Raw genomic sequence first — 15,238 nt, 5'->3', positions numbered from 1 at the left:
CGGCCCGCCCCTCACGCCTCGCGCCCGCCGAACCACTCCCGCAGCTCTTCCTTCATCGACCGCTGGAAGGCGGTGACCAGCGCCTGCACCACCATCGGCTGCATATGGGCGGAGAGCGACTTCAGCCGCGCCACGTCGTCCGGATCCGGACCGCCGTCCCGGTACGGCTCCCCTACCTCGTCCTTGAAGAGCCGGCTCAGCTCGCGCGCCGTCGAGCGGGTGTGCTCGATGACGACGCCGCGTGCCGCGAGGATCGTCTCCAGCGCGATCGGGACGTCGAGCAGCCGCGTGCCCAGATGCAGCAGCCCCGGATCCACCTGGAAGACCAGCGGGTCATCCGTCCGTACGAGCACGTTCATGGCCGCCAGCCGGTCCAGATCCCCCTCGGCCAGCTCCCGGCCGGCCCGGCGCTCCAGCTGCGCCCGCGTCATGTCCTCCGCCTGGTCCGGGATCCAGCCGGCGACCAAGGCCCGGTGGATGGCCAGATCCTGGGCGCTCAGATCGGGCGGCAGCTGCTGGAGATAGCGCTCGATCGCGGAGAGCGTCATGCCCTGGTGCTGGAGTTCCTCGATGAGCGCGAGCCGTGAGAGGTGGTCCGGTCCGTAGCGGCCGACCCGGCGGGGACCGATCTCCGGCGGTGGCAGCAGTCCGCGCGTGCTGTAGAAGCGGATCGTGCGGACCGTGACGCCGGCGCGGGCGGCCAGCTCGTCGACCGTCAGGCCGGTGGCGGACTCCATCATGTTCAACAGTATTGCTGTCTCACCACCCCTGTGAAACCTTCTCGACCGCGTGGCCCGGCAGCTCGTGGCATGTCATGGCCCGGTCCAGGCTCTCGGCCCCGCGTTCCGTTGTGTTCCGCTCCGGTTTGATCGGGCCCACCTCGCCAGGAGCCCGCCCGGACCGATCGGGTCAAGCGATTTTCGTCTCTCGGTGCGGAGCGGAGTCCCGGGTCCGGTGAGTTGACCCCTTCTTTAAGGCTCCAGCGGGGGATTATTCGGGACAAATATCAGCAAGCTCTGGATGGGTTGCCTGAAGTGTGATCTCCCCCACAGACGGGGGGCTGCCCGTCGGGGAGGGTGTGCCGTCGGCCGCCCTCGTGCGATCGGCGGGACCCGGTCACGGCTTTCCGCACCTGACCGAAAGTGAGATGAGCCACCAGTGAGCACCGAAACCGTCACGGACGATGCCCCAAGGCCGCCGGGCGGGGGGAGCGGGGCGGCGGGGGACGCGGGTGACGCGGGGTACAGCAAGGGCCTGAAGGCCCGGCACATCAACATGATCGCGATCGGCGGGGCGATCGGCACCGGGCTCTTCCTGGGCGCCGGCGGCCGGCTGCACTCCGCCGGGCCCGCGCTGGCCGTCGCCTACGCGGTCTGCGGCCTCTTCGCCTTCTTCGTCGTGCGGGCCCTGGGCGAGCTGGTGCTGCACCGCCCGTCCTCCGGCTCCTTCGTTTCGTACGCACGGGAGTTCCTGGGGGAGAAGGGCGCGTACGTCGCGGGCTGGATGTACGTCGTCAACTGGTCGACGACCGGTATCGCCGACATCACCGCGATCGCGCTCTACACCCACTACTGGAGCCTGTTCACCGAGGTCCCGCAGTGGGTGATGGCGCTGATCGCGCTCGCGGTCGTGCTGACCGTCAACCTGATCTCGGTGAAGATCTTCGGTGAGCTGGAGTTCTGGTTCGCGATCATCAAGGTCGCCGCGCTGGTCGTCTTCATGGCCATCGGCATCTTCCTGCTGGCCACCCGGCATCCGGTCGGCGGGCACACGCCCGGCCTGCATCTGCTGAGCGACAACGGCGGACTCTTCCCGACCGGTCTGCTGCCCGTGGTGATCGTGCTCCAGGGCGTGGTGTTCGCCTACTCCGCGGTGGAGTTGGTCGGCGTGACCGCGGGCGAGACCAGCGAGCCGGAGAAGGTCGTACCCAAGGCCGTCAACTCGATCATGTGGCGGGTGGGGGTCTTCTACGTCGGCTCGGTGCTGCTGCTGACGCTGCTGCTGCCGTGGAACAAGTACACCGGCGGGGAGAGCCCCTTCGTCACCGTCCTGTCCAACGTCGGAGTGCCGGCGGCGGGCGATGTGATGAACCTCGTCGTGCTGACCGCTGCCATGTCGAGTCTGAACTCGGGGCTCTACTCGACCGGCCGCATTCTGCGCTCCATGTCGATGGCGGGCTCCGCGCCCAGGTTCGCCGGCCTGATGAACCGCAACCAGGTGCCGTACGGCGGCATCATGCTCACCTCGTCGGTGTGCGTGCTGGGTGTCGGGCTCAACTACCTCGTACCGGGTCAGGCGTTCGAGATCGTGCTGAACATCGCCGCCCTGGGCATCATCAGCACCTGGTGCACGATCATGATCTGCCATCTGGTGTTCGTGCGCCGCTCCAAGAGCGGGCTGGTGCGGCGCCCGCACTTCCGTCTTCCGGGTACGCCGGTCACCGACATCGCGACCATCGCGTTCCTGCTCGGTGTCATCGTGCTGATGTGGTTCGACTCCGGCGACGGCGGTGTCGGACGCAAGACCGTACTGCTGATCCCGGTTCTCGGGGCGATGCTGGTGGGCGGCTGGTTCGTGGTACGCGGCCGGGTGAACCGGCTCGCCGCGGAGCGCAGCACGGCGGAATAGCCGCACGACGCCGGGCGTCCGGGCGCAGCACCGGACGCCCGGACCGACGGGGCGGTCGCGGGGTCCGAGAGACATCCGCGGCCGCCCCTTCCGCTCGGACGCGGGCGCCCGGGCCGATTGTCAGTGGTCGCCCTTACCGTGGATTCATGGCCGATATCGGGGAGTTGAAGCACAGCGGGATCAGCGGGATCAGCGGGATCAGCGGGATCAGCGGGCGGCGAGCGCACCCGCACGCCGGGCCGGCCGTCCGGTCATCCGGCGCTCAGCGGATAGTGGTCGGAGAGGTTGGTGTAGGTGTAGTCCTTGCCCCAGCTGGAGACCGTCCAGGGCGCGGACCGCTCCTTCACCACCTCGTTCCGCCAGGAGGCGGGACGGGCATGTCCGTTGCGGTGCAGGACATAGTCCAGATCCTCGCGCGGGTCCGTCGGGTAGCGGTACTTCGCGACCGAGTTCTCCTGGGTGTCGAAGGAGTACGGATGGCCCGTGCGGGCGTCGGCGGGGGCCAGGCCGGCGTCGCCGAGCATCGCCCGGCATTCGGGGCTCCGCGAGTCGACGTTCAGATCGCCCGCGACCATGACCTCTTCGTCCGCCGGGATGTTCTTGGCGTCCAGGAAGGCGTCCATCTCCTTGAACTGCTTGGCGCGGATCGAGGCCGCCTGGCCCGCCGCGCAGCCCGGGTCGGTGGACTGGGTGTGCGTGCCGACCACATGCACCCTGGTGCCGTTGACGTTCAGCACGGCATAGACGAAGCCCTTGTTGGAGAAGTAGTCGGAGCCGCAGGCGTCCTTGTAGACGTACTGCTCCTTGCGGACGATCGGCCATGCGCTCAGCAGCGTCACCCCGCCGTCCTCGGGGGTGAGGGCGGAGTAGGCGCCGCCGGTGGCGTCCCAGCCGCTCTTGCTCCGGCCCACCACCGGGGTCTGGTGAGGGTACTGCCCGGAGGCACGGGCCTTCAGGGCGTCGGAGGAGGAGTTGTCGAAGGCTTCCTGGAGGACGACGACGTCCTTGCCCTGGAAGAAGTCCGCGGACGCTATCGCCGTGGCGCGGTGGTCCTGGCCCCAGTTGGGGTAGAGCGTCTTGCTCATGAGGAAGGTGTTGTAGGTGAGCACCTTCAGCCGGGGGGCGTCGGCGGCCGACGCGGTGGGGGAGGCCAGAGCGAGACCGGCGACGGCGAGGGCGGCGGCCGCCGCGACCGCCCGGGACATACGCAAGGGGGAGCGCGACACGGAATCTCCCTACGGAGGGTGGGGGGTTGGTTCGGTGTCGCTCATCACATCAGCTGCGGTTACCTCTGGGTAACCCCTCGGTGGGTGGGAGATGGACAGGCCGTGGCCTTTGCCGGGCGGCTCCCTCCGCGGGCCGCCGAGGCCGGTGCCGTCGCCGGTTCCCGCCACCGGCACACCCCGGGCCGCCCGGTGCGCCGGCTCGCCGTCGCGGCGGCGGATATCCGCCGCGACGGCGAGCAACAGCCCAGCCGGAGAAGGGAGATGGGGGACGTGAATGCTCGGTCAGTGCCGGTGCGGCTGCACGTGCATATCGTGCGTGGCCGCGATCTGCTTCCAGGACTTGGGCTGCGCCACCGGTGTCTGCGCGGCGCGGAACGACCGCTGTGCCGTCGACTTCGTCGCGGCCGCCGCCGGCTTGGACGGCTGGAACAGCCAGGTGTCGAAGAACTCCGCCAGCGGCTTGCCGGACTTCTGCTCGGCGAACTTCACGAAGTCGGCCACCGAGGCGTTGCCGTACCGGTGCTCCGTAGGCCACGCCTTGAGAATCTTGAAGAAGGTCCGGTCGCCGAGCTTGTCGCGCAGCGCCTGGAGCGCCAGCGCACCCCGGTCGTAGACCGCCGAATCGAACTGCCGGTCCGCGCCCGGGTCGCCCGGCTTGACCTTCCAGAACGGGTCATCGGCCGGATGCTGGGCGTAGACGTAGTCCGCCAGCTCCTGCGCGGTGCCCTCGCCCTCCTTCTCCGACCAGAGCCACTGGCTGTAGGCGGCGAATCCCTCGTTGACCCAGATGTCCTTCCAGTCCTTCAGCGAGACGCTGTCGCCGTACCACTGGTGCGCCAGCTCGTGCACGACGACGGAGACGTTGGCGCCCCGGTCGAACGCCTTCTTGCCGTAGAACGGGCGGGTCTGGGTCTCCAGGGCGTAACCGGCCGGCACGTTCGGCACATAGCCGCCGACCGAGTTGAACGGATACGGGCCGAAGACGCCCTCCAGCCACTCGGTGACCTCGGCGGTGCGCTCGATGCTCGCCCGCGCCGCCCCCTCGTTCGCGCCGAGGTCCTTGCTGACGGCGTTGAGCACCGGCAGGCCGTTCGCGGTCTTGTCGGTGGTGATGTCGAACTTGCCGATGGCGAGCGTCGTCAGATACGTCGCCTGCGGCTTGTCCGAGCGCCAGTTGTAGCGCGTCCAGCCGAGCTTGGAGGACTGCGAGGTCAGCACGCCGTTGCTGATCGCCTGGGTACCGTCCGGGACCGCGACCGAGATGTCGAACGTCGCCTTGTCGGTGGGGTGGTCGTTGCTCGGGAACCACCACACGGCGGAGTCCGGCTCCTGCGCCACCACGCCGCCGTCGGGCGTACGGGCCCAGGCGCTGAAGTTGTCGATCTTCAGCTCGGAGGGCTTGCCGGCATAGCGCACGACGACGCTGATCTGCTTGCCCTTCTCCAGCGGCGTGGCCGGAGTGATCTCCAGCTCGTGCTTGCCGGAGGTCGCGTAGGTCGCCTTCTTGCCGTTGACCCGGATCTCGCTGACCTTCAGGCCGAAGTCCAGGTTGAAACGGGAGAGGTCCTGGGTGGTGGTGGCGAGCAGCGTCGCCGTGCCCTCCAGCAGGTCCGTCTTCGGCTGGTACTTGAGCCGCAGGTCGTAGTGGGAAACGTCGTATCCGCCGTTTCCGCTCTCGGGGTAGTAGCTGTCGCCCACACCCGGAGCGCCGGGCGTGAAGTCGGCCGCCGATGCCGGGATCGCCAGCAGCAGGCTGAGCGCGGCCGCGCCCGGGACGAGAAGTCTGTGACGCACGAGTCCTCCAACTCGTAGGGGAGATGGATCTCTTCAGACCCTATGTACCCACCAGGTCACCGTCATGTCCATGGCCCCACCTGACACATGACCGACATGAACCGTCATACACCCGCAGCATCAACCTCTTTCCCGTCCGCATCCTCCGTCACCTGCGACACCCCGCTCCCGCCACGCACCCTTACGCGCGGGATGCGGCCGCGCTACCGTCCGCCCCGTGACGATTCCTGCGCGGGTCACCCGCATCCCCTGGAAAGCACTCGTGGTGGCGGCCGTCGTCGCCCTGCTGTCCGCCCTCATCGGACCGGCCGCCGCACAGACGGCACCCACCGAGAGCAGACCCGTCTACTCCTACGACCACGCCATACGCGAATCGGTCTGGGTGGACACACGGCTCGACGGCGACGCGGACGGGAAGACCGACCGGGTCGCCGTCGATATCGTCCGGCCCAGGGAACCCGCGCAGCAGGGCCGCCGGATCCCCGTAATCATGGACGCCAGTCCGTACTACTCCTGCTGCGGGCGCGGCAACGACAGTCAGCGCAAGACGTACGACGCCCAGGGCCGCCCGGTCCAGTTCCCGCTCTACTACGACAACTACTTCGTGCCGCGCGGCTATGCGACGGTCCTGGTCGACCTCGCCGGCACCAACCGCTCCGACGGCTGTGTGGACGTCGGCGGACGCTCCGACATCCAGTCGGCGAAAGCCGTCGTGGACTGGCTGGGCGGCAGAGGCCGCGCCTACCGCACCCGCACCGGAGGCGAACCCGTCACCGCCGACTGGTCGAACGGCCGTACCGGCATGATCGGCAAGAGCTGGGACGGCACCATCGCCAACGGCGTCGCGGCCACCGGCGTCCGGGGCCTGGAGACCATCGTCCCGATCGCCGGCATCTCCTCCTGGTACGACTACTACTTCGCCAAAGGCGCCCCGCTCTACGACTCGGGACCCGACGGGCTCGCGGACGTCGTCGAGAGCCCCGCCGCGCACCAGCACTGCGCCGCCGTGCAGCAGAAACTCGTCGACGGCGCCCCGCGCAGCGGCGACTGGACCGATCTGTGGACCGAACGCGACTACGTCCGCAACGCGGGCAAGGTCCACGCCAGCGTCTTCCTGGTCCACGGGATGCAGGACCTCAACGTCCGCACCCGGAACGCCGGCCGGTGGTGGGACGCGCTCGCCCGGCACGGTGTCGAGCGCAAGATCTGGCTGTCCCAGACCGGCCACGTCGACCCGTTCGACTACCGCCGTCCGGAGTGGGTCGACACCCTGCACCGGTGGTTCGACCACTATCTGATGGGCTACGACAACGGCATCGAGCGGGCCCCGATGGCGGACATCGAGCGCGCCCCCGGCACCTGGTCCACCGACCCGCAGTGGCCCGCCGTCGGCACCACGGCCACCACACTGCGGCCGCGCAACGGTGCCACACCCGGCGTGGGCACCCTGGGCACCACCCCCGCACCACGGGGCGCGACCGCGACGTTCACCGACGACCCTCAGCTCGGGGAGGGCGACTGGGCCGCCCGGATCGACGAACCGACCCCCGCCAAGGCCGGGTTCAGCACCGGCCCGCTGACCGCGCCGCTGCGGCTGTCCGGCTCCGGCACGGTGACCGTGACCGCCACCCCCAGCACCGCGACCGCACACCTCTCGGCCGTCCTGGCGGACCTCGGCCCGGACACCATCCGCAACTACACGGGCGCCGGGGAGGGCATCACCACCCTGGCCGACAGCACCTGCTGGGGCGCCGGCAACCGGGGCGACACCGGCTGTTTCCGGGAGACCGCCGCCGACACCCGGCAGGTCGGATACACCGTCTTCAGCCGCGGCTGGGCCGACCTCGGCAACTACGCCGACGACCACAAGGGCCGCCCGCTCACCCCCGGCAGGCCGTACACCATCACCCTGGATCTGGCCGCCAGCGACCACATCGTGCCCGCCGGACACCGCCTCGCGCTCATCGTGGCCGGGACCGACGCGGGCCTGATCGACCCGCCGGACTCGAAACCGCAGCTCACCCTCGACCTCGCCCGCACCACCGCCCGGCTGCCGCTGACCGGCGGCGCCCCGGCACTTGCCCGCGCGACGGCGGGCACCGCACCGAGGACGGCCGGCACCGGCGGGCCGCTGGCCGGGCTCGCCCCGCCGCGCCCGGCCGGCCACCTGCCGTCCGCGGGCTGACCCCGCCGGGGCCGCCCCACTCGGGGGCGGCCCCGCCCGGCACCCTCCACCCCGTCCCTCCGCCGTGGCACCCCGGCCCGTCCGACTCCGCCCGACCCAAGGGAGGCACCCCCGTGATACCCCGCTCCCGTGGCCTCGCCCACGTGGCGCTGGCCGTCGGCCTCACGGCCACGCTCGGCGTGACCCTGCCGGACGCCCCGCCCGCCGGCCGGGCCGGTTCCGCGCCGCCCCGTACCGGCTTCGAGACGAGCCACGGCGTCCGCTGGACCACCCAGCCGGAGGAGCAGGACTTCCTCGCCGCCGTCGGCCGGGCCACGTCCCGGGTCCGTGTCGACCGGATCGGCGCCACCGCGCAGGGCCGCCCCCTCCAGCTCGTCCGGATCGGCGCCCCGGCTCCGGCGCGCCCCCAGGACGTCCGGCGCGGCAACTCCGTGCTGCTCGTCTGCTCGCAGCACGGCGACGAACCGGCCGGCCGCGAGGCGTGTCTGAGCACCGTCCGCGACCTCGCGTACGCCACGGACCGGGCGACCCGCCGGTTCCTCGCACACACCAGCGTGCTGGTCGTACCGACCGCCAACCCCGACGGTCGGGCCGCCGACAGACGCGGCAACTCCGACGGCACCGACATCAACCGCGACCACCTCGCCCTGACCACCGCCGAGGCCCGCGCGGTGGCCGGCGTGCTGCGCGACTACCGCCCCGGCACCGTCTACGACCTGCACGAGTACGGCCCCACCGCGCCGTACTACCGGAAGGATCTGCTGACGCTGTGGCCGCGCAACCTCAACACGTCGGACGCGGTGCACCGCGAAGCCACCGCGCTCGCCGAGGAGTTCGTCGCACCGGCCGTCCGGAAGGCGGGATTCAGCACCGGTGTCTACGGCATCTGGACCGACCCGCGCACCGGCGACCCCGTCAAGCAGGTCGCCGGCGACGGACAGGAGCGGATCCTGCGCAACGCCGCGGGCGTGAAGGGCGCGGTCGGCCTGCTCGTCGAGACCCGAGTCGACGCGCTCACCGACGCCGAGCGGGCCGACCCCGCGCGCAACAACCGGCGCCGGGTCGACTCGCAACGGGCGGGCCTGCGCGGCGCGTTCACCTTCGCCGACCGGCACCGCGCGCGGATCGAGGCGGCCACCGCCGCCGCCCGGCGCTCCGGATACACCGACCGCGGACCGGTCTACCTCGGCGGCGCCGACAACGAACCCGCCACCGACGCTGAGATCCTCGCCCACCCGCCGTGCGCCTACCGGCTCGACGCCACCCAGTTCGCCCGGGTCGGGAACGCCCTGGCGCTGCACGGCGTGGCGGTGCGACGGCACGGCCGCGGCGCCGACGTGCCGCTGCGCCAGCCGCTGCGCACCCTCGTACCGCTGCTGCTGGACGGGCGGGCCGCGTCCCCTCTGACGAGCGCGACGCCGGTACCCGTCTGCGGCCGCGGCGAAGCGGACAACGGGCAGGGCGGGGAACCCGGCGCCGGGCGCGGGGCGGCCCCTCCGGGCACCCGTTAGGCGGCGTCCGCCTCCGCTATCAGGCGGACCACGTCGTCCGCGCACCCCCAGGCCACGGTCACGCCCGCGCCGCCGTGCCCGTAGTTGTGCACGCACAGCGCCCCGCCGGGCAGCCGCTCGGCCGCCAGCCGCACCTCGGACCGGGCCGGCCGCAGGCCCACCCGGTGCGCCAGGACCCGGGCCCGCGCCAGTGCGGGGAAGCGCCGCGCACAGCGCGCCACGATCGCCACCGCGACGGCGGGGTCCGGCTCCCGCGACCACGCGTGCTCGCACGCCGTACCGCCGAGCACCACCCCGTACGGCTGCGGCAGCACATACGTCGTCTCCGCCGCGCCCGGGGCGGCGGAGACGAACCACTCCTCGACGCCCGGATTCTCGACGATCACCAACTGCCCCTGCACCGGATACACCCCGGGATCGGGCACCAGGTCGCGCGCCCCCAGTCCGGAACAGTTCACGACCGTGCCGGCCTCCCGGCCCGCCTCCGCCAGAGAGGTGACGGGACGCCGCTCCACCACCCCGCCCGCCGCCGCGAACCGGCGCTCCAGATAGCGGAGATGGGCCGGCATGTCCACCAGGGGAGTGCGGGCCCGCCACCCCGACGCACCGCCCTCGGGCAGCTCGTCCGGGCGCGCCCGCCGCAGCTCGGGCACCGCCTCGTACCAGGCGGCCAGTCCGTCGTCGGCGGCGGGCGGGCCGGCGGTCCCGTCCGCCACCTCGGCCGTCATGGTGCCCGTCACCATCCGGGCGCCGGTCTCGGCCGGCCGCTCCGCGAGAGCGGCGAGCACCTCGTACGAGCGCACGGACCACCGCACGGCCCGTGCGTACGGCTGGACGCGGTACGGCCAGCACAGTCCGCCGGCCACCGCCGAGGTCGTCCCGCCGACCGCATCGCGGGTGATCAGCCGCACCCGGCGGCCGCTCTCCGCCAGCGCGATGGCCGACGTCAGGCCGATCACGCCGCCACCGATGACCAGGACACCGCTTTCGTCGATCGTCATGGCAGGACGCTAACCGTTCGGGCCGGTGCGGGCGAAGAGCGGTCCGGCCGCTCGCAGGCGCACGGTGGGGCGGACGGGGCACGGGTGCGGGGGAGCGGACGGGCGGCGGGGCCGGGCGCCGGGGCAGGCCCGCGGACCTCGCTTGATCTTGGTGTAACCCTCCGGGAATCATCCGGACAAACCAGGACCTTAGGCTGGTAGCAGCACCGTCGGCCGATGACGCCCCTCGGATTCCGCTCACCGCCATCCGTCCGCCGTCGTCTGAGGAGGCCCATGCCCCGCGCGCAGCGCGCCGTGCCCGCCTGGCTCGCCCACCCCTTCCGCTGGCAGCGGCTGCCCGTCCCGTGGGCGGCGGTCGCCCGCGGCACCCTGTGCGCGGGGCCGCTGCTGGGCGCGGGTATCGCGACCGGCCATCCGGCGGCCGGCGTACTGACCGGCCTCGGCTCGATGCTGGCCGGTGTCAACGACCGGCCCGGCACCCGCCGCACCGGCATCGTCCACATCGGCCTGCCCGCCCTCGCCTCGGCCCTCGGCATGCTGATGGGCGCCTCGCTCCAGTCCGCCGGCGCGGGCTGGTGGGTGGTCCCGGCGCTCTTCGCCGTCGGCTTCGTCTCCGGCGCGGGCAGCGTGGCCGGGCCGGTACGGTCCAACGCGGGCATGCAGATGCTGGCCACCACCATCCTCGGCGCCGGTATGCCGCTGCCCGGCGCGCCCTGGATGAAGGCCCTCTACGTCCTCGCCGGCTGCCTGTGGCTGCTCCTGCTGCGCCTGGTACTGCGCTCGCCGCGCCCCGCGGGCGGCCCGCTCAGCGGTGAGCGGGCGGTGGTGGCCACCGTCTTCGACGCGCTCGCCGACGCGCTGGGCGCGGCCGGCGGACCCGGCGCCGAGCCCGCCCGGCGCAAGGTGACCGCCGCCCTGGACCGCGCGGACGAGGCGCTGCGGCTGCGCCGGCTGACCGGCCGGCTGCTGCACCGCCGGGTCCGTCCGGAGGAACTCCTGCTGGCCGAGCGGTTCACCGCGGCGACGCGGCTGTGCGAGGCCAGCGTCGCGCTCCTGTGGGAGGCCCGTCCGCTGCCGTCCCGGGTCGCGGAGAGCCCCCGGCGGTTCGCCGAGACGCTGCGCAGCGGCCGCCCGCCGGGCACCCTGTCGGCCCCGGAGACCGGTTCCGCCGCGCGCGGCGCCTTCGACCGCGCCCTCCTGGACGCCGCGGTCGTCTTCGCCCGCCCGCAGCCGCTGTCGCCGACCGAGACCTCACCGGCCGAGCCGTCGCCGACGGAGCCGACGGGCCCGGAGCCCGCGCCCGCCCTGGGGACGGGAGCCACCCCCGGGCCGGACGGACCGGCGCGGCCGGCGCCGCCCGGCCGTGCCGCCCCGGTGACCGCGGCCCGCCGGGCGTTCCGTCTCATCAGCGGGCGGACACGCCCCGGGCGGAGCATGCTCGGACCCGCCGGACGGGGCTACGGCCTGCGGGTCGCCGTCTGCATCGCCGCGGCCACCGCCGTGGCCCTGCTGCTGCGGGCCGACCACTGGTACTGGCTCCCGGCGACCGTCACCTTCCTCGTCAAACCGGACCTCGGCCCGCTCTTCTCCCGTACGGTCAACCGGTTCGCCGGCACCCTTGCCGGTGTGCTGCTCTTCGCCGGGGCCGGGCTGGTGCTGACCGGCTCGTGGTGGCCGGCGCTGGTGGCCGGGGCGGGCGGCGCACTGCTGCCGTTCGCCACCCGCCACTTCGCGCTCCAGACCGTCGCGATCACCCTCATGGTGCTGTCGTTCGTGTACGTCAGCGGCGCTCCGCAGGCCGCCGGCGAGCGGATCGCCGATACCTCCATCGCCTGCGGCATCGTGCTCGTCGTCGGCCATCTGCCGCAGCTCGCCGACCCGCGCCGCCGAGTCGGCCAGCGCGTCACCGCCGCGCTGCGCGCCACCGAGCAGTTCCTGCGGCACGTCCTGGAGGCGGCGCCGGGGCAGGACCCCACCGAGCGGCTGGCGCTGCGCCGGGCCGCCTACCGGGCGCTGGGGGAGGCACGGGCCGCCGCGGAGAGCGCCGCGGCCGAACTCCTCGCCGCCCGCGGCGGCCGCACCCCGGACTGGCTGACCGTCGTCACCGCGGCCGAACGCATCGTGGACGCCGCGACGGCCTGCGCGGTACGCCTCGACCACGGCGCCCGCCGCCCGAGCACCGACGAGGCGGAGCGGCTGTGCCGGGCGCTGTCCGCGATGGCCGACGCCCTGGAGGACCCCCGGTGGCCGGGCCCCGCCGCCCCGGCTCCCGAGCTACGGCCCGTCCCGGACTGCGCCACCCTCACGGACGTGGCCGCCGAACTGGAACGGCTGCGGGGTTACGCGGGCGCCGCCTGAACCCGCGCGGGGCCGACCGGGGCGGGTCCCCGGCCGGCCCCGCGCCGTCCGCCGTCAGCGCCCGCCGCGCTCCCTGCCCAGCAGGCCGGCCCGGCGCAGCGCGTCGGCCATCGCGTCGTTCGCCGGCGCGGCCTCGCGCCCGCCGCCGCGGCGCTCCCCGCCACGCGGCGCCTGGCCGCCCTGCCGAGGCCGCGGCGCACCGTCGCGACCGCCCGCGCCACCGCGGCGCTCACCGCCACCGCTGCGGCGTCCGTCGCCGCCCGCGCCGCCGCGCCGCTCGCCGCCGCCCGCCGCCGCGCCCTTGCCGGGTTCGTCGTCCAGTCGCAGCGTCAGCGAGATCCGCTTGCGCGGAATGTCGACATCGAGCACCTTGACCCGCACGATGTCGCCCGGCTTCACCACATCCCGCGGGTCCTTGACGAACGTCTTCGACATCGCCGAGACATGGACCAGCCCGTCCTGGTGGACGCCGACGTCCACGAACGCCCCGAAGGCGGCGACGTTCGTCACCACGCCCTCCAGGAGCATCCCCGGCGCCAGATCGCCGATCTTCTCCACACCGTCCTTGAACGTCGCGGTCTTGAAGACCGGCCGCGGGTCACGCCCCGGCTTCTCCAGCTCCCGGAGGATGTCGCCGACCGTCGGCAGACCGAAGGAGTCATCGACGAAATCCGCCGGCCGCAGCGCGCGCAGCGCCGGCGCGTTGCCGATCAGCGACCCGACCGCGCCGCCCGTGGCACCGGCCATCCGGCGCACCACCGGGTACGCCTCCGGGTGCACGCTGGAGGCGTCCAGCGGGTCGTCGCCGCCGCGGATCCGCAGGAAGCCCGCGCACTGCTCGTACGCCTTCGGGCCGAGCCGGGACACGTCCTTGAGGGCCTTGCGGGAGCGGAACGGGCCGTTGGTGTCGCGGTGCGCGACGATGTTCTCGGCCAGGCCGGAGCCGATGCCCGACACCCGCGAAAGCAGCGGTGCGGACGCGGTGTTGACGTCCACCCCGACACCGTTCACACAGTCCTCGACCACCGCGTCCAGCGAGCGCGACAGCTTCACCTCGGACAGGTCGTGCTGGTATTGACCGACGCCGATCGACTTCGGGTCGATCTTGACCAGCTCGGCCAGCGGGTCCTGGAGCCGGCGCGCGATGGACACCGCGCCGCGCAGCGACACGTCCAGCTCGGGCAGCTCCTGGGAGGCGAATGCGGAGGCGGAGTACACCGAGGCGCCCGCCTCGGACACCATCACCTTCGTCAGCTTCAGCTCGGGCTGCGCGGCGATCAGATCGGCCGCCAGCTTGTCGGTCTCCCGCGAGGCGGTGCCGTTGCCGATCGCGATCAGCTCGACGTCGTGCTCGCGCGCCAGCCGCGCCAGAGTGGCCAGCGACGCGTCCCACTTCTGCTGCGGCACATGCGGATAGATCGTCTCGGTGGCCGCCACCTTGCCGGTCGCGTCGACGACCGCGACCTTCACCCCCGTACGGAAACCGGGGTCGAGGCCCATCGTCGCGCGCGTCCCGGCGGGTGCCGCCAGCAGCAGATCGCGCAGGTTCGACGCGAAGACCCGCACCGCCTCGTCCTCGGCGGCCTGCCGCAGCCGCAGCCGCAGATCGATCCCGAGGTGCACCTGGACACGGGTGCGCCAGGCCCAGCGGACGGTGTCCTGAAGCCACTTGTCGCCCGGCCGGCCCCGGTCGGCGATGCCGAAGCGGTGCGCGATGGCCCGCTCGTACGGGGCCGGCCCCTCGGTCGCCGCGGACGGGTCCGCCGGCTCCAGCGCGAGGTCGAGGACCTCCTCCTTCTCGCCGCGGAACATCGCCAGCACCCGGTGCGAGGGCAGTTCGGTGAACGGCTCGGCGAAGTCGAAGTAGTCGGCGAACTTCGCGCCGGCCTCCTCCTTGCCGTCGCGCACCTTCGCCGCGACCCGCCCGTGCGACCACATCCGCTCGCGCAACTCGCCGATCAGGTCCGCGTCCTCACCGAACCGCTCGGTCAGGATGGCCCGCGCGCCCTCCAGGGCGGCGGCCGCGTCGGCGACGCCCTTGGCGTCGTCCACGAACGCGGCGGCGGCCGCGGCGGGCGCCACCGACGGATCGCCCAGCAGCCCCTCGGCCAGCGGCTCCAGTCCGGCCTCCCGCGCGATCTGCGCCTTGGTGCGCCGCTTGGGCTTGTACGGGAGGTAGATGTCCTCCAGCCGGGCCTTGGCGTCGGCGCCGCGGATCCGCGCCTCCAGGGCGGCGTCCAGTTTGCCCTGCGACCGCACCGACTCCAGGATCGCGGTCCGCCGCTCCTCCAGCTCCCGCAGATAGCGCAGCCGCTCCTCCAGCGCGCGCAACTGCGCGTCGTCGAGGAGTTCGGTGGCTTCCTTGCGGTAACGCGCGATGAACGGCACCGTCGAGCCACCGTCGAGCAGTTCGACCGCGGCCCTCACCTGCCGCTCCTTGACGCCGAGCTCCCCGGCGATCCTGGCTTCGATGGACCCGGGGGTCCCGATGGGCTCAGTGGGTGCCGTCACGTTGATCCTGACCCGCCTTCCAGC

9 protein-coding genes are annotated in these 15,238 nt (G+C 72.9%); 4 read left to right on the top strand and 5 right to left on the bottom strand.

Translation table 11 applies throughout. The annotated features are described in order from the left end of the window. Positions 1–11 precede the first annotated feature (11 nt). Positions 12–740, bottom strand: coding sequence for a MerR family transcriptional regulator (locus IH09_RS29165; RefSeq protein WP_052860508.1), 729 nt, complete (start codon positions 738–740; stop codon positions 12–14). A gap of 418 nt (positions 741–1,158) precedes the next feature. Between IH09_RS29165 and IH09_RS29160 the strand changes: the two genes are divergently transcribed. Further along, positions 1,159–2,628: an amino acid permease gene (locus IH09_RS29160; protein WP_052860507.1), complete on the top strand. Its 1,470-nt coding sequence runs from the start codon at positions 1,159–1,161 to the stop codon at positions 2,626–2,628. Positions 2,629–2,879: 251 nt separating this feature from the next. Here IH09_RS29160 and sph read toward each other — a convergent pair whose 3' ends face one another. Together sph and IH09_RS29150 are read right to left on the bottom strand one after the other, a co-directional pair. Then, the gene (gene sph, locus IH09_RS29155; protein ID WP_052860506.1) at positions 2,880–3,833 is read right to left on the bottom strand and encodes a sphingomyelin phosphodiesterase; all 954 of its coding nucleotides are present in this window, start codon (positions 3,831–3,833) and stop codon (positions 2,880–2,882) included. Between the two features lie 303 nt (positions 3,834–4,136). Then, positions 4,137–5,648 carry a M1 family metallopeptidase gene (locus IH09_RS29150; RefSeq protein WP_052860505.1) on the bottom strand — a complete coding sequence of 504 codons (1,512 nt, stop codon included), beginning with the start codon at positions 5,646–5,648 and terminating at the stop codon, positions 4,137–4,139. 223 nt (positions 5,649–5,871) lie between these two features. On the opposite strand from IH09_RS29150, the gene IH09_RS29145 reads away from it, so the two are divergent. Continuing rightward, entirely contained in the window at positions 5,872–7,833 is a 1,962-nt protein-coding gene (locus tag IH09_RS29145) for a Xaa-Pro dipeptidyl-peptidase (RefSeq protein WP_052860519.1), read from the top strand. 113 nt (positions 7,834–7,946) lie between these two features. Further along, positions 7,947–9,344, top strand: coding sequence for a M14 family metallopeptidase (locus IH09_RS29140; RefSeq protein ID WP_052860504.1), 1,398 nt, complete (start codon positions 7,947–7,949; stop codon positions 9,342–9,344). On the opposite strand, the gene IH09_RS29135 is transcribed toward IH09_RS29140, so the two are convergent. Then, a complete protein-coding gene (locus IH09_RS29135; RefSeq protein ID WP_052860503.1) occupies positions 9,341–10,345 on the bottom strand; it encodes an FAD-dependent oxidoreductase in 1,005 nt (334 codons plus the stop codon). The genes IH09_RS29140 and IH09_RS29135 overlap by 4 nt on opposite strands. Positions 10,346–10,618: 273 nt before the next feature. Between IH09_RS29135 and IH09_RS29130 the strand changes: the two genes are divergently transcribed. Next, positions 10,619–12,703, top strand: a complete 2,085-nt coding sequence (locus tag IH09_RS29130; protein ID WP_052860502.1) for an FUSC family protein — start codon at positions 10,619–10,621, stop codon at positions 12,701–12,703. Between the two features lie 54 nt (positions 12,704–12,757). Here IH09_RS29130 and IH09_RS29125 read toward each other — a convergent pair whose 3' ends face one another. After that, positions 12,758–15,214 carry a helix-hairpin-helix domain-containing protein gene (locus IH09_RS29125; protein WP_052860501.1) on the bottom strand — a complete coding sequence of 819 codons (2,457 nt, stop codon included), beginning with the start codon at positions 15,212–15,214 and terminating at the stop codon, positions 12,758–12,760. Positions 15,215–15,238: the final 24 nt, after the last annotated feature.

It is taken from the genome of Streptomyces celluloflavus, from assembly GCA_000720995.1.
GTDB classification, from domain to species: Bacteria; Actinomycetota; Actinomycetes; order Streptomycetales; family Streptomycetaceae; genus Streptomyces; species Streptomyces celluloflavus.
The sequence above is the reverse complement of the archived record's forward strand: the minus strand, read 5'-3'. Positions and strand labels throughout refer to the sequence as shown.